Genomic DNA, 19,583 nt, shown 5'->3' on the forward strand with positions numbered 1-19,583 from the left:
TTTTCAACTCAATTTAATTTTAACCGGCTTTAAGTTTTTGCTTTTGTAGAGCACATCGCCGTCGGCATAAATAAAGAAGCCTTTTCCGTTGTTGTATTTGCTGCCATTTTTATCCCAGATAAGCGTAATTATTTTGCCATGATAGGATACATTTTCTAATTTAAACCAATCCCATTTTCCCTGCGGGATGAGTGGATAAACTTCCAGAACATTATCCATTCGTGGTTTGAGACCAATTAAATCACTAATAATCAAATCGCAGAAAGTAGAATGATTATAAAAGCTACTTCTTGGATTATCGCCCTTTAACCATTCTCCATTTTTCTCATCCTGGTATTCACCAATGTAAGGCTTGCCGTTTTTCTGATGTGATAAGGCATATTTATGCAATTCATCATAGAAAACATCATCAGTCATTTTTCCATGATTTTTATAATTTACAAGGAGGTTTGATAGACCTTTAAGCGTTTGCGAACTGGCAAAAGGCCACAATGCACCATCCCATTCACAGCTGTGCCCTGTTCCACGGGTCCTGAAAGTCGGATTTCTGCGTTCTGCAGTAGTTAAACCCCATGGAGCATTAAATCCAGCGGTATCAAGCAATTGATTCCAGGCTGTAGCATAAACGCTTTTATCATCCGGCAGGTTAAAATCCCAGGGCGTAAAACCAATCGCTTCCCTAACGTTAGCTATGCCTTTTTTTGCTAGTTTCGTTTCAAAAAACGAGGAAGACGGATTCCACAAACTATCCTGAACCAGTTTTTTCAGTCGTGCGGCTTTTTGCTCATACTTTAGCTGCAGAGCCTGTTCTTTTAGTAAAGCGGCTATAGTAGCCAGGGCTTTAGCATTTCCATACATATAACTGTTAATGGTTGGTCTCCTGTTTTCATCTTTTCTCGAACCGCTGATCGATTCCTCCATTCCATCCTTTACATCGTGTTGCCAGAACAAGCCACTTTTAAGCTGCCTTTCCTTTTCCCATTTTTGATAATCTACATCGAGTGCCGGCAAAATATTTTGCAAGAAACCAGCATCAGGTTTTACCATATAATTGGCTAAAACAGCATCGTCTACCCAACTGCTAAACTGATGAAAACGTTGTTTCGTTTGCCCAACATCGGCCTTGTAGAGCCAAAAATTAATGTACTCTTTCAGGTATTCGTTATTTTTTAACCATCGGCCTTCGTAAATATGGTGACCTAAAGCGCAGCTAATCGAATTGTATTTTCCCGCATGTTTTACGGGTTCGATAAACTCCGTAAAGATGAAGCCTTCGGGCGTTTTAACCAGGTGCTTACGATACGACCACCACCGGTAATAATAGTTCTTTTCAATTACCTCATCCGGGCATTCAAGTAATGGAACATTCTCCGCTAACCAATCGTACGACTGCACATTTGGAATAAAATTTTTGACAGCCTCGGTATCTATCGAGTTAAAATAATCAACATAGGTTTTTAATTTCGCTTTTAGCGGAACCGGCTTTTGCTGTGCGAAGGCTGCAGCACCAACAAATAAACAAACTGCGACTATAAAATTTTTCTTATTCACCATCATTCAAATAACCAATCAATATCTTTCCCACGTCCATCCAATCCCGCATTAAAAATTCTCAATTCTTGTTTATCATCAATAAACCCTAACACCAAACAAGCGCCTTTACCTAAGGTTAAAGTATGGGTGCCTGCGCCGAATGAGTATGCGTGCACATTTACAGGCGCAAAACCATTTACAACCATTGCATTCGAAATTTTAATTTCCGACTGACCATAGTTATTAGCACTCGCATCTATTTCCAGCTGTGGTGGAAGCAATGTTTTATTGTCTTTCTGATTAAAATAACCAACCAGAAGTTTTACCGGCGTTTTAGTACTAAACTTAATTTCTGTTCCTTTTTTTATCTGGTTTTCTCTTGAAAACTTTAGTCCTTTTAAACCAACTAACTGCGCCGCAACTTCCTTAATATACACGGCCGTATCTGCGAAAACCTGCGCATTGTTACCAATAGAATAGGTGTCAATTGCTGGAGATAACAATTTTACCTCAGCATTTTTATAAGGGACAATCGCTAAAACGGAAGTTGTTTTCACCGCCTTTAAAGAGTCGATGCTATGTTTAAAGTGGTTAAGCTCCCTGGTAAACACCGGCATCATTTCTTTCCAATGGATGAAAGTTTTATCTACACCACGCATCGGGATTTTGCGCTGTTTCGTTTGCATGCTGTTTGCGTACAGGTACTCGTTTTCAGTTAACTTGCTAAGCGTGCTATAATATTTTAAACTGTTTTCCAGAAAGGGCAAGGCTTTTTCCAAATCAGCAACATCATTAGAATATTTAAATCTCAAAACCCAAAGCGCAGCTTTCACTTTTTCGGCGTAAGAATTTGCCAGCGCATCATAACAATACATGTCGTTTTTCAGCCTCCTGAATTCGGCAGTATCCTTTTTTACAAATGCCGTAGCTTCGTTAATTGATGCCACTGCATTTTTACCATGCAATACAACTTCCCTTGCAATTTGTACGGGCGTTTCGCCAATGTGCCCTTGTTTTTTCCACTCTTTTTCGGCGTAATCGATTATCATTTCTCCTTCAGGCGCTTCAGATTCATACATCAAGGTGAATAAACCGTAACGAAAAGGATTGATTAACTGGGTCATCAGCATACCCAAAGTTAGGGTTTGCCTGTTTCCGTCGGTTATTCCGTACCTGCGCAAAAGTTTTGGGGCAATCTCTCCCGACTCTTCATATGCATTTAAGATTGATTTGCCAGCACTAAGATTTGTGCCGTATTTTTTGGCAAGTTCATTTCCCCAATAGGTAATTTCTCCTGTTCTATCACGCTGGCTGTTCCAGGAGTAACGAGCCCATTCCTTATACCATATCCAGTCGCGGTCAATTTGTAGTTCCCTGGTTTTTGTTTTATCGGCCGTGTAAGGCCAATCCCAATAGCTGGCCTGCGGATACAAGTGCAGACCTTTAGCACCGTAAATTTTGTTCATCGCCTGCACAGATTTCTGGATAAAATCTGCAGAACCATACCTAAACGGCTCTAAATTGGCCAAAATGTGGACATTTGAAATATTTACACTTCCTATCGAAGCCAGTTTTCTATTCAGCTCTGCCCATGCGCCCCTTGGTGCGTAAGTGGTTAGTGCTTCACCGTTAAATTTATTTTCTGTGTAAAGGTTTTTGTAAAGCGGTAAGGCAGCTTTCATCACCGCAGGAGCATCCGTATCGTGCGCACGTAAAACAATTGGCGGTTCGTTCTTGATGCCAGCGGCTTTTAAACCATCTTTAACACCAGGAATTATCGTTTTTGTAAACCAATCTATATCATCTTGTCCTACACCTTCCATTGCTTCACCCAGCGCTACCATTAAGCCAACATTCGGGTACTTTTCTACAAAGGCGGCGATGGATTTCCGGGTATAATCAGCAATGATTGGGATAATTGGTCGGTTGCGATCCTGTGTTTTAAGTCCGTGTTTATCTGCAAATGGTTTTGGAATGATGATGTTATAAAACATCTGGATCACCCAAATCCCCCTTTTATCAGCCTCGGCAGTTAAAAACCTGAAGATTTCTTCGTTTTTCTTAAACGTTGCATCATCGACCTCAACTGCGTAAGGATACTCTTTTAGTTTAATAAGTGATGAAAAAGGATGACCATTCCACAAATAAAGTGAGTTATAACGGTTCTCGACCATCATATCCAGGTACTTTATCCAAAGTTGCTTATCGTATAGCCAAGGGAAACTTTCGGGTGTATAGGGATATTCATAAACATCATGACCGGGCAGATAATCTGTTTTTTGCAACCCAATGCATGTTCCCCGCATTACCATTTCCGGGTGATCAGTCAATTCGATTTTCTCCGGGATTTTGCCGTTTCCCCTAATTCTTTCTACCAGCTCCAGGCAGCCATATAGTGTTCCCGATGCATCAAAACCAATTACAAAAAGTTTATCATCCGCATAGGAAATTAGAAAACCTTCCTTCCCGGCACTTTGAATACGTTTTTTAAATGCTTCAGGTATGCTTTTTGAAATTTCACGATCCTGGAATTGACCAATAATTATGGAACCCTTTTTAGTGGCAAGCGCCGAATTCGCATTGATTTTCTTTAACGAAGTTTGGTAGCCAATTTTTTTTAATTCTGCTAAAACCTTCTCTACACCAAAGCCAACACGCAAATTGCCGGTAGCAGAAACTAATATTGATTTTTCCTTTTCAATATGGCTTGTTGTTGCAAAAGATACCAGTGGAAACAGTAAAATAAAGAAGATTGAAATCAGATGGTTTCTCATTCGATCGGTGCTAAAGACAAACCTTTTTGAAAGGTTTTAGGACTACATTTGGTTAAAATATTATTTAAATATAAAAATATTATTCAAATATAAGTAATATCGCAGATTGGTTTTGTAAAATTCCTGCAAGGTAGAATCGGTTATAAGCCAATTCGGGTTGATGCAGCATCAGCCAGAATTCGCCGAAAAGTTAAGGTTTTTTGGAACCAATAATCGTTTTATTTGCACCCGGAGCTTTGAATAAGCAGCTGAATGAATATATTTAGCCACATTTATTTATCTGCTTACTCCTATTGTTTAAGAATAATATTTAATTTAAACCATTATTATAGAATATGTTTTCACTAAAAAATAAACGAGCAGTAGTTACAGGAGGCGGAAGCGGGATTGGAAAAGCAATTGCAACCATTCTTGCGAGGCAAGGTGCCGAAGTACATGTAATTGAATTAGGCGCCGAACAGGCCGAAACTACTTTAACGGAAATTGAAAGTTTAGGTGGTAAAGCGATCAGTTATGCCTGTGATGTGGCCGACCATGATGCGGTTAAACAGGTTTTTGAAAAAATTGGCAATATTGATATACTGGTTAACAATGCTGGGATTGCGCATATTGGCAAGGCAGACACCACGGAAGAATCAGATTTTGATCGTGTAATGCGTGTAAATGTCAAAGGTGTTTATAACTGTCTGTATGCGGCCATCCCGAAATTGCGGTTATCAGGTGGCGGCGTTATCATTAACATGGCTTCAATTGCATCGTTAATTGGTTTACCAGATCGCTTTGTTTACAGTGCTGCCAAAGGCGCCGTGAAAGCGATGACAATGAGTGTTGCAAAAGACTATATCGGTGAAAACATCAGGTGTAACTCCATATCGCCAGCCAGGGTACATACCCCTTTTGTTGATGGATTTCTCCAAAAAAACTATCCTGACAACATTCCGGAAATGTTTGAAAAGCTTTCTAAAACTCAGCCAATAGGCAGAATGGCAAAACCCGAAGAAGTTGGCGCACTCGCTCTGTATCTGTGTAGCGATGAAGCTTCATTTATAACAGGCTGCGACTACCCTATTGATGGCGGTTTTACTACTTTAAACAACTAATACAAGGAAAAAATAAATAAGTTAAAATGAAATTAATACGATTTGGTGAAGTAGGTTTTGAAAAACCAGGTGTAATCATAGAAGATAAATACTACGATGTTTCATCGCTGGTTGGAGATTATAACGAAGAGTTTTTTGCCGGTGATGCGCTTGAAAAATTAGCTTCAGAGATTAAGACAGCGAGTTTGCCTGAAATAGATAAAAGTGTTCGTTTGGGTGCTGCGCTTGCACGCCCCTCCAAAATAATTTGCGTTGGCCTAAATTACAAAGACCACGCTGCCGAAACCAATGCGCCTATCCCTTCAGAACCGATTTTGTTTTTTAAAGCAACTTCGGCGATAGTTGGCCCAAATGATGATTTAATTATTCCAAAAAACAGTTCAAAAACGGATTGGGAAGTGGAACTTGCCATCGTAATCGGAAAAAAGGCGAGCTATGTAAGTGAAGAAAATGCGCTACAACATGTTGCAGGTTATGTTTTACACAACGATTATAGCGAGCGTGAGTTTCAGCTGGAAAGAAACGGGCAATGGGTTAAAGGAAAAAGCTGCGATACTTTTGCGCCAATCGGGCCATTTATTGCAACGCCCGATGAGCTTAATGATGTGCACAACCTTCGGCTGTGGTTAACCGTTAATGGGAAAACTTTGCAAGATGGCAATACATCGAACTTAATTTTTAACGTGCCTTTTATGATATCCTACATCAGCCAGTTTATGACGCTTTTACCTGGAGATGTTATTACTACCGGCACACCTGCGGGCGTTGGTTTAGGACAAAAGCCAGAGCCATGGTACTTAAAAGAAGGCGATGTTGTGGAACTGGGCATTGACGGTTTAGGAAGTAGTAAACAGGTGGTTAAAGCCTACAGCGAAAAATAAAAATGGAAAGACATTGCTTTACGCTCGATTTAATTGATGATGAAGAACTGATTCAGGCTTATAAAGAATACCACCGAAGCGTTTGGCCGGAAATTAAAAACAGCATTACTTCGGCAGGCGTAAAGGAGTTGGAAATTTATCTATTCGGTACTCGTTTATTTATGATAATGGACGTAGACAGTTCGTTTTCTTTCGAGGCGAAAGCAAAGTCGGACCTGGAAAATGAAAAAGTTCAGGAATGGGAAAAGCTAATGTGGACCTATCAAAAAGCATTACCTGGAGCCAAGCTTGGCGAGAAATGGATGCTTATGGAAAATATTTTTAAGCTAGATTGAAAGGTATGATAGATACGCATGTACATTTTTGGAACTTTGACCCGGTAAAAGATTCCTGGATTACGGAAGAAATGAGTGTGATCAGGAAAGATTTTAAGCCCGAAAATTTAACCGAAACCTATCGCGAACTGCAAATTACCGGCTGCGTGGCTGTTCAAGCCAGTCAGTCTGAATCCGAAAATGATTTCCTGTTAACACTAGCCGATAAGAATGAAATTATAAAAGGAATTGTTGGCTGGGTTGATTTAAAAAGTAAAGACTTAGAAGAACGTTTACAATATTGGTCAGCTTTTAAGAAAATTAAAGGTTGGAGACATGTTTTACAAGCTGAAAATTCAGACTTTATCCTATCTGACGATTTTGCCCGGGGAATAAAAACCTTAAAAAAATACAATTATACTTACGATCTGTTGTGTTACCATAATCAACTTGCCGACATAATTAAACTTGTTGATAAGGTAGCTGACCAACCATACGTTTTAGATCATTGCGGTAAACCGGATGTTAAAAGTCAGGATTTAGAAGTTTGGAGTGAGCATATAAAGCTTTTAGCGCAAAACCCAAATGTTTATTGCAAACTTTCTGCATTGCTGGTAGAAGCAGATTGGAAAAACTGGAAGGAAATAGAAATTTTTAATTGTTTCGATGTAATATTTGAACATTTCGGAACCAATCGTGTAATGTACGGAAGCGATTGGCCTGTCGTATTATTAAGCAGGCCTTATGCCGATTGGTACAACTTAGTGATAAAATATGCTTCTAAATTCAGTATTCAGGAACGCGAAAACCTGTTCCTGAATACTGCTTCTTCCTTCTACAGCTTATAAAAAACTATTTCAAGAATTTGTAAGTAGTGCTGGTTTTATAGGTTTCGCCAGGTTTTAGCACCGTTGAGGCAAAATTTGGGTGGTTCGGGGCATCAGGAAAATGCTGTGTCTCCAAACAAAAAGCAGACCGGTGAGGGTAAGATTTACCACCTTTTCCGTCTTTGTCTGCACCAGTTAAAAAGTTTCCGCTGTAAAACTGCAAGGCCGGCTCAGTGGTATAAACCTCCATCGAAATACCGGTTACGTTACTTTTTACAATAGCTATCGCTTTCTTGTAGTCATGTTTATTCAATGCAAAATTGTGGTCGTATCCTTTGCCAAAAACAAGTTGCCCATCTTTCTGCTCAATATCTTTTCCAATCGTTTTCGCCTTGTTAAAATCAAACGCGGTGCCGGCTACCTGCTGCAATTTGCCGGTCGGAATCAAGGTAGAATCAACCGGAGTGTAAGCATTTGCATCTATAAACAACTCGTGATCCAAAATCGTTGGGTTTCCTTCACCATTTAAATTGAAGTAAGCATGATTAGTTAAATTCACAATTGTCGTTTTATCAGTTGTTGCAGAATAGTCTATTTTTAATTCGTTATCATCTGTTAATGTGTAGGTTACAGTAACATCCAATTTCCCGGGGTAGCCTGCTTCACCATCTTTTGAAGAATATTTTAACTCCAGTTTAGTTGTATCTGTTTGTTTAGCATCCCAAACTTTTGAGAAAAAACCATCCGTTCCACCGTGTAATGTATTCACGCCATCATTTAGCTGCAGCTGATAATCTTTTCCTTCCAAACTAAACTTTCCCTTTGCAATTCGGTTTCCGTAACGCCCGATTAACGCTCCAAAAAACGGCTCGCCTTTTTTTCGGTACGAAACAATACTATCATAGCCCAATACCACATCGGTTAACTTATTATTCTTATCCGGCACTAAAAGGGAAACAATTCTTCCCCCATAATTTGTAATAGAAACTGAAGAGCCTTGTTTGTTTTTTAGCGTGTACAGGGAAACCGCTTTGCCATCAATGGTAGCACTATAACTGGTCGAATCTGTTTTCGCTGCATTGGATGATTGTTTTTCGGGCTTCGGATTACAAGAAAAAATTAAAGTTGAAACGCATAAAGTCGCAATGGAAACTGCAGATAGAATATTCTTTTTCATAAAGATTATAATTTGGTTAAGGCTAAAGTAATAAAATAATTAACGTTATTATAACGATTATATTTAATATTGTTCAACGTTTTAACAACAAAAAATATAATCTACTTTAGCACTTTACTATGCAAGTTTTAGATTTTAAGCCCAAAGCCTTTATATTCGATTTAAACGGAACCATGATTAATGATATGGACTACCATACGTTGGCCTGGCATTCCATCATCAATGAAGACCTTGGCGAAAATTATTCATTTGAGTTTGTTAAAAAAGAAATGTATGGTAAAAACCATGAAGTTTTAGAACGCATTTTCGCAAAAAACAGATTCACGACTGAGGAAATAAACAGCCTCTCAAAAGATAAGGAAAAGCGCTATCAAGAGGCGTATTTCCCTAAGCTTGCTTTAATAGACGGACTTGACGGGTTTTTGAAAAATGCCGAAGAAAGCGGCATTTCAATGGCAATAGGCTCTGCAGCAATAGGATTTAATATAGATTTTGTACTTGATGGTTTAAACATCCGTAACCATTTCAATGCAATTATTAGTGCTGATGATGTGCTGGTAAGCAAGCCAGACCCTGAAACTTTCTTAAAAGCAGCAGCTGCATTAAACGTAAATCCTGCTGACTGTTTAGTTTTTGAAGATGCGCCAAAAGGTGTTGAATCTGCGCTAAATGCAGGCATGAAGTGCATCGTAATAAAAACCACACATGGTGTCGGCGAATTTGATGCATACCCAAATATTTTGGAATTTATTGATAACTTCAACGATCCGATTTTGAAAACGCTTTTATAAAAATGGCAAAATACATAAATGAAAACCCTGTTCTTGTGGCTGTAGACTGTATTATATTTGGTTATGATGGAGAACACCTTAAACTTTTAGTTATTAAACGGGCTATTGAACCTGTTAAAGATAAATGGAGTTTAATGGGCGGATTTATTGGAAAAGATGAAGATTTAGACGGTGCGGCCAAACGAATTTTATTAGAACTCACGGGCTTGCACGATGTTTACCTCGAACAGTTTCATGCTTATGGCTCGCCAGATAGAGACCCGATAGAGCGGACAATTTCGGTTGTTTATTTTGCTTTGATAGACATAAATAAATACAGCAAACAAATAAACGACCAATACCATGCAGAGTGGTTCAAGCTTAAAGAAGTGCCCGAACTAATCTTCGATCATAACATTATGGTTAAAGCTGCAATGGACAAAATACGATACCAGGCGGCACTACATCCGATTTTATTTGAATTATTGCCGAAAAAATTTACTATTCCACAGCTTCAGAATCTTTATGAACAGGTTTATGATTCGCCGATTGACAACCGCAATTTTATCAGGAAAATTACCGCCAGCGGTTTGTTAATTAAGCAGACTGAAAAAGACAAATCGAGTTCGAGAAGAGGTGCATTTTACTTTAAATTAGACAAGCAAAAGCATAAAGCCCAGTTTCAATCTTTTCTAAGTTTTATATCGAAGCCAAAGCTTTAATAATTAATTCTCCTAAATTCCAGCGCTGAAATTCCTTTTACTTTTTTGAAATTGCTTACAAAAGAGTTTGCCTGCTCAAATCCGAGGATTTCTGCTATCATGGACATGGAATAATCCGTATGAATCAGCAATTCTTCGGCCTCCCGCATAAGTCTGGCGTACAAAAGTTCAGGAAGATTTTTTGAAAACGCCTTTTTTAGGAAGGCATTAAGTTTTCTCGAACTCATGCCCATGCCCGCAGCATAAAACTCGGTAGCCCTTTCGGTTTTAAAATACTGCTCCAATATTGCCCTAAAGCGGAGCACTTGTTGCAGTTCATCAACGTTTAAATCCATCAGTTCGGCGTTTAAAACCGCCGAAAAGCCTAGCACAAGCGATAAATATTGCGCAAGGTAAGAAACATCGCGTTTAGCTAAAATTTCTCTTTTGAGCTGTTCAAGTAAGGTAAAAGCTTTTTGCGCCTGTATTTTCGTTAAGTCTTTAAAAGATAAAGTCATGAACAGGTTTCGGGACTGTGCATCGCGATGTTGCAACAAAAATTCTGAATACAATAAACTACTAAAACTGAGCCAATAAGCTGAAATAATTTCTCCTTCAAGCCGAATTATGCCTTCTTCCGGAATGAAAAACACCCGACCCGGCGAGAGTACATAATCTCCCGAGTTCATACACAGTAATCCGGTGGCATCTTTTATAATCAATACCCTAATCGGAAAGTCTGCATTCAGTGCCTTATCTCTTTTAAACCTGCCCTTGATATCTTCCAGTTGTATCATTTTATATCAAAGTCTCTTATTTTAGTTAGACAATATAACACCCTACTGCTGTTACATCACAAAATAGACAATTTACACTAACTTTCGAAATATCGAGTCTAACCCAAAACCAACGGGTTCGAATAATTCCGCTCAACCAAGTGCATGCAAAAGATTTCGGTTGCGTTGCTGTAACGTTTATAATCAATTAGATTTCAACTCTTTCAGGGAATAAAAATCGTATTCAAATATATTTTTAAGCAAATTTGTAATATTAATAATACGGTTTTAAGAAAAAAATGCTAAATCTAAAACCATTGTGCAATGCAAATGTTACTTAGCTACCATGAGAAATTGTATAGCAATTATTACTTTATTTCTTTGCATTACGTCATGCAAAAAAGAAATTCCTGAGCCTGATGTTGTTAAAATGGATGTTTATTCGACAAAGATTAAGCATACTAATTATAACGAGCCAGACATGCTGAACTGGTATATTAAAGCGGCAACAAAAGGGGGTTATTTCTATATGTCGACCACCAAGGATGTAACTAATTTTCGCGATTATGATTTCAGCTATTCTACGCAGTTGCCAAAAGAATTAACTGGAAAAACCCCATATAAAGGTGTGGTCGTTTGGATAAATCAGCTAAACGGAGATCTTTTGTTTGATATTACCGGCAAAACAGTCGCTCCTGCAGGCATGGATTAATTTCTTTTTTTCCTAATTTCGCAGCCCCAATTAATACCTAATACAGCTGCAATGCCTAAATTCTTATATGGAATCGATTTTGGAACTACTAACTCCGCTTTGTCTATTTTTGATGAGGAGAAAAAGGAAATTGTTTCAACCATTTCCATCCCATCACTAATATACTTTAACCATATTTCAAAATCAGCAAATGCTGATAATTATGTTATTGGCGAGCAAGCCATTAGCGAATATTTGGAAGATGGCATGCGGGGAAGATTTATAAAGTCGATTAAGCAAATCCTTTCTCGAACAACTTTTACCGAAACAAGGATACAAAACAAACGTTACTCGGCAGCGGATTTAGTAGCCTTAATTTTAAAAGATTTAAAGCAGAAAGCCGACAAAATAACCGGCTTTAATTGCACGAAGGCGATAATTGGCCGACCTGTTTTTTTTGATGATGACGACAGCCAAAAAGATACGCTTGCGCAAACCCGTTTAAAAAAAGCTGCCGAAAGCGCCGGCTTCACCGATATCAGGTTTCAGTTTGAGCCGATTGGAGCGGCATTTGCTTACGAAAAACTTATCACCAAGAAAGAAAAGGTTCTGGTTGCCGATTTAGGCGGTGGAACAACAGACTTTACCTTTCTAACATTAGACCCGGCAAAAGTGGGCAGTAATGATAGAAAAAGCGATATGATTGCTTCCGGAGGTATTTATATTGGTGGAGACAGTTTGGACTCGGCCTTTATGTGGGAAAAAGGCACACCATATTTCGGTAAAAACACGCAGTATGAAGCTACCCGTGGCCAAATTCTCAATGTTCCGAAATCACTTTTCGCCAACATTTGCTCCTGGGATAAAATGAACTTTTTTAACGGGCAGAAAATACAGAAAGACATTGATGACTATTATTACTTTTCTGGCAATGATAGAAAATTTAAAAACCTGATTACCTTGATTGAACATAATTTGGGTTACTCTGTTTTTCAGGCAATTGAAAAAACAAAAATCGAACTTTCGAGCAACCACTTAAGTGATTTTAAATACTCGAAGCTCGGGATTGAAATTGATGAAGAAATTTCAATTGATGAGTATAATCGTGTAATTGCAAAAGATATTCAGCGAATTGATGACTACCTGGACAAGTTTTTACTCACCCACAACATCAATCCAACCGAAATTGATTGCCTGTTTATGACTGGCGGGACGTCGATGGTAAAGGCAATTAAGCACTTGTTTAAAAACAAATTTCCACACATCCCGGTAAACTCCGGCGATAATTTTAACAGCGTAGCAAACGGCCTGGCTTACAGCGGCTATCTGTTCGCAGAACCATAAAAGTTGCGTGCAGTAATTTAATCAAAAAACAAATCAGCGATTACTTAGATAACCCAGAATCAGCCCTTCTTGCCGCCGCCAAAAATTACACAGAAAACGCTAAAACCACCTGCGATGAAAACAACGCCAAGTACAAAATTAAGTGTATCGCCCATTCTGTAAGATATAGGTAATAAATGACATTACGCAGACTTTAGAAAAATTTTCGTATTCTGAATAGGAATAAAAAAGCTAACCCGTCATTAGGCTTTAATTTCAGTTGCTCAACGGCCTCATCAAGCAATGCTTTAGCAATTTTTTAGCGGAATTTGTAGTGTAAACCTCGTTTCAACAGCATCAGAATGTACATCAATTTTGCCTCCATGAGCTTTGGCAATCTCAGAAGAAATAAAAAGCCCTAAACCAAGTCCTTTTTTATTCGATTTCACATCTCCCCTTGAGAAAGGTTGGAAGAGATTTTGAATCGCTTCGCTCGAAATTTGAGGCCCTTTATTCGTGATGGACAAATTGAATTCATTGGCTGTTGCATTCCCCTTCACAACCACCGCTTCCTGCGGGTCGCCATAACTTAAAGCGTTTCCGAGCAAATTAGAAAACAGTTGTGCAATACGTTTGCCATCACAATTTACTGCTTGTGGCAAATCGAAATTTACGTCGATAACCCGTTCGGGGTAATTAGCCTCCATTTCGGAAATTACCTCGTTTAGTATTGGCTCTAAAGCTTCATTTTCATCACGATAAAGCTTAATTCCATCGCCCAGTCTTCCGCTTGCGAAATCGAGCATATTCTCAATCAGGCCATTAATCCTTACCGAAGAATTTTGAATGATATCTGAAATCTTTAAAATTCGCTCATCAGCAGTTAACCGTTTTAACAATTGCGAGCTATTTAATATTGCATTAAGAGGATTTCTTAAGTCGTGACCCAAGATCGCAATAAAATGCTCCCTCAATTCAGCAATTAAGCGCTCTTCCGACAAATTTTTATTACTTGAAGCAACCTGTTCGAGCGCATCTAGATGAAAAGAAATTAGTTCGGCGAACAAATTAAACATGGCTATAATCTCCGGAGAGTTTAATACATGCGGCTTTGGGTCGATAGCACAAAGGGTACCAAAAAATTCGCCCGTTTTGAGCATAATTGGAATGGAAATATAACTCTGAAAACCATATTTTAATGGTGTATGATGGCTTCTAAAATTGGGATCTTTGGCAACATCATCTATAATTACCGGCTTATGGTGGTGCCGGATCTCGTTACAGATTGTGCTTTCCAGTTCGAGTTCACTTCCTGCTTTAAGTCCGAAATCGATTTCATCGAGGAGCGCACAGGCCACCCATTTCTCGTCAGTTACCCTGGCAACCGCCGCAAAACCCATTCCTGTGGTTTTACAGATAACCTGAAGTATATTCGGAACGGCAGATATATTTTTTACAGCTTCTATATCGGCTTTAAGATCTATTGTAAGTGGAGATGATTTTTTTTTCAAGTTTTAATCCTCAGTTTGTTCAAATATATTAAATGGGAAGTTTTAATATGGTTTCAAACCGTAAAGATATTGTTATATTTTTTGTATTGAAAGTAAAAACAGGCTTGTTCAATCTTTAAAATGTAAAACTAGAACTGTATTGCAAAAACAGTTAAATTACCATGGGTTTTCAAAGAAAAATCGAAACCATGATTCAACAAAATTTCCCTTACCAGCGTTAGGCCAATTCCCTGGCCATCTTTCTTGGTACTAAAGAACGGACTAAAGAGTTGGCCGGCGTTTTCTTCGGAGATTCCTTTTCCATTGTCACTTATCGATAACCTGCGTTTTTTTTCGTCAATCGCAACTTTGATAATTCCATTAGTTTCAACCGCCTCAATTGAATTTTTTATGATGTTTATAATCGCCTGTTCCAGCTGTTGGGTATCAGCGAAAATGAAATAAGGCTCTGCAGGCAACGCTAATTCGAAGCTTACCTGCTTCTCACTTGCCGAAAAGTACATCAACTCGGTTACAGATTTTAATAAATCAACAAGGTTTATTTTCTTTCTGTTCGCTTCCGGAAGCTTAACTAAATCTGCAAAATTCCGCATAAAAACATTTAAATTCTGATTGCGCTCAACAGCAACTTTCATGGCATTATTGAGCATTTCCGTATTATTTTTTGCCCATATTTCCTTTTGAGCCAGTGCGGTGTTTATTATTGAATTTACGGGCCCAACTGTATTATTAACTTCGTGCGCCATCATTCTGATAACTTTACTATAAACACTTTTCTCCGCAGCAAAAATTTCAGCGGTTACTTCCTCCAGCATCACAAAAATCCGCTCAAAACCCCGATCGATGAATCTGGATTTTTGAATTTTGTAAGTATGCAAACCGTCGATACGCAACATTTTCGACGTTCCTGTTTTCATTTGCTCAATTTGATTGCTCAACAAATCGGGTGTGGCATTTAAAATTTCGTTTGCCTTTGGATTAATTTGTTTTACCCGGCCATCGAAATCGAGTATCAGTATTCCTGTTGGTGACGTTTGAATAAGCTTTTCGAGAAAAAAATGTTGCGCTTCCTGCTTCGTTCTTTCGGATCTCAACTCGTCGATCATTTTGTTGTAAACATCCACCAATTCATCTACCTCGTGTTTTCCGGTTGCTAAAAATTTCACATTAAAATCTTTATCCTTTATTGCCGAAATACCTTGCTTTAAATAAGTTAGCGGACTTATCAGTTGCCTGTAAAGGCTTATCGAAATTACGACAGATATAATGATAAAAACCTCTGCCAGCATAAATATAAGCTTATCCTTTTCGAAAATAAGATAGCTCATCACCAGGCAAATTAAGTGTAAAATAACGATAAAAAGAATATACTTAGTCTTCAGTTTCATTAAATGGAATTTGATGTTTTTCCAGACGGCGATAAAGCGAGTTTCTTGTTATGCCGAGTGATGCCGCAGCTTTAGTAATTCTGTTTTTGTGAAAATTCATGGCTTGTTTCACCATTTCAGCTTCCATTTCATCTAAAGTCATCGTTCCAACGCCCGGAAGTTTCACCTTTTGGTTTTTTAATGGCGATAAGTTCAACTGCGACTGGAAGTCTTCAATCCCAAGTTCATTTTTGTTGCTGATTAACACAGTGCGCTCCACTAGATTTTTGAGCTGACGAATATTGCCTGGCAACGGTAATTGTTGCAACCAACGCATTGCTGACTGCGAAACCGACAATTCCGGCCGGCTGTAAATTTCCTTCATATTACCGATAAAGAAATTCACCAACATCGGAATGTCCGCCGAACGTTCGCGAAGAGCCGGTAAATGAATTGTTATTAAATTTATCCGATACAGCAAATCTTCTCTGAAAAGACCGGAACTTACCATATCATTCAGATTTTTATTCGTGGCGCAAACCACTCTTGTATCTACAGTTTTGGTTCGGCTGCTGCCCAAAACCTCGTAGGTTCTGTCTTGCAAAACACGTAAAAGTTTTACCTGACTCGAGGCCTCCAGATCGCCAATTTCATCCAGAAAAATAGTGCCTTTGTTGGCCATTTCAAAACGGCCTGTCCTATCGAAACGGGCATCGGTAAAAGCCCCGCGAACATGGCCAAACATTTCACTTTCAAACAGCGAAGAGGAAATGCCACCCAAGTTGACCTTAACAAACGGTTTAGCCGAGCGAATGCTGTTTTCGTGGATAGCTTCGGCAATGAGCTCTTTACCGGTACCACTTTCGCCGGTAATTAAAACTGACGCATTTGTTGAAGCTACACGGCCTATTGTTTCCAAAATACCCAGCAAAGTTTCATCGTTACCTATAATTTGCCTAAAGTTATACTTTTTATCAAGCTCCTTTCTGTTACGGGAACGCGGCTTTTTATCGTTTAGCTCAAGTAAGGTTTGAACAGACTGCAAAACGTATTCGTTATTCCAGGGTTTGTTTATAAAATCGTTGGCGCCAAGTTTCATACCTTCTACAGCGAGTTCGATACTTGCCCAGCCTGTTATTAAAATGATTGGCACGGTCGCATTTACAGACCTGATTTTTTTCAACAAACTCATACCCTCTTTGCCAGATGTCTCAATTGAGAAGTTGAGATCCAAAATAACAAGCTCAGGCCTTTGTGTTTCAAAAACCTCAAAAGCCTGAATTGCATTATCTGCTACAACAACCTGATTTTCCTTACTTTGCAGAAGAAGTGAGAGTGATGTTCTTACCGCTAAATCATCATCAACAATTAAAATCATATTCAAAGTTAAGATAAGTTATTCTTCATGCAATGCGACGGCGGGATGAATGCCCGCAGCTTGTTTGCCCGGATATAGCGAGCAGATAAAAACAAGTGAATAAATAAACAGCACGGAAATTAAAATTGAAATTAAATAAACGCTTGCCGGAACGTTAAAAACATTTAATAGTGGAAACTGAACAGCGAAAAAACACCCTACAACGAGCGACAAAGTTGCCAGGATTAATGCCTCCATAACAAGCTGATAAGAAACAGCGCTTCCACTTGCACCAATAGCCCGGCGCAGGCCGATTTCGCCCCGGCGCTTATTTATATTGTACCATAACACGCCAAACAGTCCGAGTGCTACATTGATAATTAAGAAGCTTGCAATAATTATAAAAATAACCATTGGTATTATTGTTATTTCATTCTTGGCATCACGCATTTCATCAATGTGCTGAATTTCTACCGCATTATTTAGCGATGTAGCCATAAATTTATACAACTTGCTTTCAAAAGTTGCATTTGCGCTTTCCCCAACCTTAATCAGAATGTTATGGTTATTTGCTAAATAGCCGGTGTCAAGCTGGCTAAAGATAGCACTACCGGCCGGCCAAAAATCACCGTTTGTTTTAATATCCCGCACCACGCCAATCACTTTCATTTTGTTCTTATCCTCATAATCCCCTACTAACTTACCAATTGCCGGTTCGTTCCCAAACATTAACTTTTTTAGGGTTTCGTTAATGATTATTTTTTGATTTGTGCCTACCGCATCTTCAGGCGAAAACCAGCGGCCTTCAAGCAAAGAAACGTTCCAGACTTTTTTATAACCTTCGCCAACAACGTAATTGTTCACGAAATCAAACTTTTTTCCGTTTTGATGCACTCCGGTACTCATATTACTACTCGAGTATGGGAAGTTGGCACTCGCAAACGTAACTGCTTCTACCTCAGGCATCGCTTGCAACGATTTGTATAGATTGTCATAAAAAATTGCAAGCGAATCGCGGTTTTTTGGCAGTTCGCCGTTATCGTAACTGATGGACCAAACCCTCTTATAATCGAAACCAAGTGGTTTGCTATAGTTTTGATAGTAGTAAGTAAGAAAAGAAAAAACAGCAAATATAACCAGGAAAGACACCAGGATTTCGGAAAGGAAAAGAAAATTCTGTTTCCTTTTATTCCATATTAATTTAAATAAATGTTTGTACATGATAATTGCTTCTAAGATGATTTATTGAGATTTTAATGCCTTTACTACATTCAATTTAGACATTCGCCAGGCAGGGTAAACGCCCGAAACCATGCCGAAAAGCAAGCAAGCAATGAGGCTGTAAAAAAGCACTGTGAAATTAATGCTGAGGTGCATATTTGAGATTAAATTTGCGCCGTTTATAAGGTAAATTATAATGGCAGAAAGCACTACACCTATAATGCCACCTAAAAAAGTAAGAATTAAATTTTCGACCATAAATTGGTAAACAAGTGTTTTAGACGATGCGCCAAAAGCCTTTCTTACGCCAATTTCAGATGACCGCTCCATAATTCTTGTAATGTTTATATTCACCAGGTTTATTGTTGGCAGCAGCAAAAACAAGAGTACAAGTAAACCCAATATCGAAACCACCCTTGTTGAACCATTATTTGTTCCATCGCCAAAGACTCTTCTGGTCATACTGGCAAAAAATGGATCTGCATTGCTATAAATGTGATCGAAATCTTTAGGTACCGGAACTTTCTTCATCATTTGATTGTATTCCTTCTGCATCATCGGAACATCGGCTTTATTTTTAGCCAGCAAAACCGCGTTGAAAGACCCCATCAAGTCGGTGTTATTTTTTATTTCTTTAGCCAGCGTGTAAGGCAAATACATGTCGCCACTAAAATTATACAGCGTTTTGGAAACATTTGCGACCACACCAATTACCCGGTAATTAATATTATCTGCTGAGATATATTTCCCGATAACATTTTCTTCATCACCAAAGTAAGCCTTCTTAATTTCCTCAGAAATGACTGCAACTAAAGCAGAATTATCGATGTCTTTTTGCGAAAATGGCTTGCCTTCCAGAAACTTGTATTCGAGTACATTCCAGTAATCGGCGTTGGTGTACTTATATTCTATCACAATTTTTTTATTGTTCACGTAAGCATTGGAGGCCTTCGCTCCCGATGAAATGCCCATCATTTCAACATTTTTTAATTTTGAAACATAATGTTCGAAGAAATAATAGGAAACGTCACTTCTGTTCATCCAACCCTGTTTTTCATTTTTGTACTCCATCGTGGCAACGTAAAGTGACCGATCTCTTTTGTAATCGGGATAGTCGGGGCTCAAAATTTTATCTACAAAGGCCGTTGCGACCATTAATATTGTTAAGGTAAAGCTTATCCCAAACAGGCTGATGAAAGTGAAGAACTTTCTTCGTTTTAACACAGCCAAGGCGATTTTGAAGTAATTTTTTAGCATAGC

General features: G+C 38.6%; 17 protein-coding genes. 8 read left to right on the top strand and 9 right to left on the bottom strand.

Annotation, left to right across the window (positions count from 1 at the left end; genetic code table 11):
* Positions 1 to 3: 3 nt before the first annotated feature.
* On the bottom strand, positions 4 to 1,557 hold the full coding sequence (locus ASG14_RS10885) for a glycosyl hydrolase family 65 protein (protein WP_056871099.1): 1,554 nt from the start codon (positions 1,555 to 1,557) through the stop codon (positions 4 to 6).
* On the bottom strand, positions 1,554 to 4,307 hold the full coding sequence (locus ASG14_RS10890) for a hypothetical protein (RefSeq protein ID WP_056871100.1): 2,754 nt from the start codon (positions 4,305 to 4,307) through the stop codon (positions 1,554 to 1,556). Before ASG14_RS10890 ends, ASG14_RS10885 begins: the two co-directional genes overlap by 4 nt.
* Positions 4,308 to 4,642: 335 nt before the next feature.
* Between ASG14_RS10890 and ASG14_RS10895 the strand changes: the two genes are divergently transcribed.
* The 4 genes from ASG14_RS10895 to ASG14_RS10910 are packed head-to-tail and all read left to right on the top strand — an operon-like array spanning position 4,643 to position 7,450.
* Entirely contained in the window at positions 4,643 to 5,407 is a 765-nt protein-coding gene (locus ASG14_RS10895) for an SDR family NAD(P)-dependent oxidoreductase (protein WP_056871101.1), read from the top strand.
* Positions 5,408 to 5,433: 26 nt separating this feature from the next.
* Positions 5,434 to 6,288 (top strand): fumarylacetoacetate hydrolase family protein, encoded by an 855-nt coding sequence (locus ASG14_RS10900; RefSeq protein ID WP_056871102.1) that lies wholly within the window; start codon positions 5,434 to 5,436, stop codon positions 6,286 to 6,288.
* Between the two features lie 2 nt (positions 6,289 to 6,290).
* The gene (locus ASG14_RS10905) at positions 6,291 to 6,623 is read left to right on the top strand and encodes an L-rhamnose mutarotase (RefSeq protein WP_056871103.1); all 333 of its coding nucleotides are present in this window, start codon (positions 6,291 to 6,293) and stop codon (positions 6,621 to 6,623) included.
* A 5-nt stretch (positions 6,624 to 6,628) separates the two neighbouring features.
* On the top strand, positions 6,629 to 7,450 hold the full coding sequence (locus ASG14_RS10910; protein WP_056871104.1) for an amidohydrolase: 822 nt from the start codon (positions 6,629 to 6,631) through the stop codon (positions 7,448 to 7,450).
* Between the two features lie 4 nt (positions 7,451 to 7,454).
* Here the strand turns inward: ASG14_RS10910 and ASG14_RS10915 are convergent, their stop codons facing one another.
* Positions 7,455 to 8,606 carry an aldose epimerase family protein gene (locus ASG14_RS10915; protein ID WP_056871105.1) on the bottom strand — a complete coding sequence of 384 codons (1,152 nt, stop codon included), beginning with the start codon at positions 8,604 to 8,606 and terminating at the stop codon, positions 7,455 to 7,457.
* Between the two features lie 119 nt (positions 8,607 to 8,725).
* Between ASG14_RS10915 and ASG14_RS10920 the strand changes: the two genes are divergently transcribed.
* Positions 8,726 to 9,397, top strand: coding sequence for an HAD family phosphatase (locus tag ASG14_RS10920; protein ID WP_056871106.1), 672 nt, complete (start codon positions 8,726 to 8,728; stop codon positions 9,395 to 9,397).
* A 2-nt stretch (positions 9,398 to 9,399) separates the two neighbouring features.
* Positions 9,400 to 10,098, top strand: a complete 699-nt coding sequence (locus ASG14_RS10925; RefSeq protein WP_056871107.1) for an NUDIX domain-containing protein — start codon at positions 9,400 to 9,402, stop codon at positions 10,096 to 10,098.
* Here ASG14_RS10925 and ASG14_RS10930 read toward each other — a convergent pair.
* Positions 10,095 to 10,874, bottom strand: a complete 780-nt coding sequence (locus tag ASG14_RS10930; RefSeq protein ID WP_056871108.1) for a helix-turn-helix domain-containing protein — start codon at positions 10,872 to 10,874, stop codon at positions 10,095 to 10,097. The genes ASG14_RS10925 and ASG14_RS10930 overlap by 4 nt on opposite strands.
* A gap of 325 nt (positions 10,875 to 11,199) precedes the next feature.
* On the opposite strand from ASG14_RS10930, the gene ASG14_RS10935 reads away from it, so the two are divergent.
* On the top strand, positions 11,200 to 11,565 hold the full coding sequence (locus ASG14_RS10935) for a hypothetical protein (protein ID WP_056871109.1): 366 nt from the start codon (positions 11,200 to 11,202) through the stop codon (positions 11,563 to 11,565).
* 51 nt (positions 11,566 to 11,616) lie between these two features.
* Positions 11,617 to 12,888: an Hsp70 family protein gene (locus ASG14_RS10940; RefSeq protein WP_056871110.1), complete on the top strand. Its 1,272-nt coding sequence runs from the start codon at positions 11,617 to 11,619 to the stop codon at positions 12,886 to 12,888.
* Positions 12,889 to 13,175: 287 nt separating this feature from the next.
* On the opposite strand, the gene ASG14_RS10945 is transcribed toward ASG14_RS10940, so the two are convergent.
* From ASG14_RS10945 to ASG14_RS10965, 5 genes are all read right to left on the bottom strand, one after another.
* The gene (locus ASG14_RS10945) at positions 13,176 to 14,378 is read right to left on the bottom strand and encodes a GAF domain-containing sensor histidine kinase (RefSeq protein ID WP_235528570.1); all 1,203 of its coding nucleotides are present in this window, start codon (positions 14,376 to 14,378) and stop codon (positions 13,176 to 13,178) included.
* Between the two features lie 128 nt (positions 14,379 to 14,506).
* Complete coding sequence (locus ASG14_RS10950) at positions 14,507 to 15,766, bottom strand: PAS domain-containing sensor histidine kinase (protein WP_056871111.1); 1,260 nt, start codon at positions 15,764 to 15,766, stop codon at positions 14,507 to 14,509.
* A complete protein-coding gene (locus ASG14_RS10955; RefSeq protein ID WP_056871112.1) occupies positions 15,750 to 17,123 on the bottom strand; it encodes a sigma-54 dependent transcriptional regulator in 1,374 nt (457 codons plus the stop codon). Before ASG14_RS10955 ends, ASG14_RS10950 begins: the two co-directional genes overlap by 17 nt.
* 18 nt (positions 17,124 to 17,141) lie before the next feature.
* On the bottom strand, positions 17,142 to 18,323 hold the full coding sequence (locus ASG14_RS10960) for an ABC transporter permease (protein ID WP_056871113.1): 1,182 nt from the start codon (positions 18,321 to 18,323) through the stop codon (positions 17,142 to 17,144).
* Positions 18,324 to 18,344: 21 nt separating this feature from the next.
* The gene (locus ASG14_RS10965; RefSeq protein WP_056871114.1) at positions 18,345 to 19,580 is read right to left on the bottom strand and encodes an ABC transporter permease; all 1,236 of its coding nucleotides are present in this window, start codon (positions 19,578 to 19,580) and stop codon (positions 18,345 to 18,347) included.
* Positions 19,581 to 19,583: the final 3 nt, after the last annotated feature.

Origin of the sequence: Pedobacter sp. Leaf194, assembly GCF_001423945.1 — a bacterium.
In the GTDB taxonomy this organism is placed as follows: domain Bacteria; phylum Bacteroidota; class Bacteroidia; order Sphingobacteriales; family Sphingobacteriaceae; genus Pedobacter.

Excerpts from the sequence above, each read along its gene's own strand:
- ASG14_RS10885 (WP_056871099.1), bottom strand. The coding sequence starts at position 1,557 with ATGATGGTGAATAAGAAAAATTTTATAGTCGCAGTTTGTTTATTTGTT.
- ASG14_RS10890 (WP_056871100.1), bottom strand. The coding sequence starts at position 4,307 with ATGAGAAACCATCTGATTTCAATCTTCTTTATTTTACTGTTTCCACTG.
- ASG14_RS10895 (WP_056871101.1), top strand. The coding sequence starts at position 4,643 with ATGTTTTCACTAAAAAATAAACGAGCAGTAGTTACAGGAGGCGGAAGC.
- ASG14_RS10900 (WP_056871102.1), top strand. The coding sequence starts at position 5,434 with ATGAAATTAATACGATTTGGTGAAGTAGGTTTTGAAAAACCAGGTGTA.
- ASG14_RS10905 (WP_056871103.1), top strand. The coding sequence starts at position 6,291 with ATGGAAAGACATTGCTTTACGCTCGATTTAATTGATGATGAAGAACTG.
- ASG14_RS10910 (WP_056871104.1), top strand. The coding sequence starts at position 6,629 with ATGATAGATACGCATGTACATTTTTGGAACTTTGACCCGGTAAAAGAT.
- ASG14_RS10915 (WP_056871105.1), bottom strand. The coding sequence starts at position 8,606 with ATGAAAAAGAATATTCTATCTGCAGTTTCCATTGCGACTTTATGCGTT.
- ASG14_RS10920 (WP_056871106.1), top strand. The coding sequence starts at position 8,726 with ATGCAAGTTTTAGATTTTAAGCCCAAAGCCTTTATATTCGATTTAAAC.
- ASG14_RS10925 (WP_056871107.1), top strand. The coding sequence starts at position 9,400 with ATGGCAAAATACATAAATGAAAACCCTGTTCTTGTGGCTGTAGACTGT.
- ASG14_RS10930 (WP_056871108.1), bottom strand. The coding sequence starts at position 10,874 with ATGATACAACTGGAAGATATCAAGGGCAGGTTTAAAAGAGATAAGGCA.
- ASG14_RS10935 (WP_056871109.1), top strand. The coding sequence starts at position 11,200 with ATGAGAAATTGTATAGCAATTATTACTTTATTTCTTTGCATTACGTCA.
- ASG14_RS10940 (WP_056871110.1), top strand. The coding sequence starts at position 11,617 with ATGCCTAAATTCTTATATGGAATCGATTTTGGAACTACTAACTCCGCT.
- ASG14_RS10950 (WP_056871111.1), bottom strand. The coding sequence starts at position 15,766 with ATGAAACTGAAGACTAAGTATATTCTTTTTATCGTTATTTTACACTTA.
- ASG14_RS10955 (WP_056871112.1), bottom strand. The coding sequence starts at position 17,123 with ATGATTTTAATTGTTGATGATGATTTAGCGGTAAGAACATCACTCTCA.
- ASG14_RS10960 (WP_056871113.1), bottom strand. The coding sequence starts at position 18,323 with ATGTACAAACATTTATTTAAATTAATATGGAATAAAAGGAAACAGAAT.
- ASG14_RS10965 (WP_056871114.1), bottom strand. The coding sequence starts at position 19,580 with ATGCTAAAAAATTACTTCAAAATCGCCTTGGCTGTGTTAAAACGAAGA.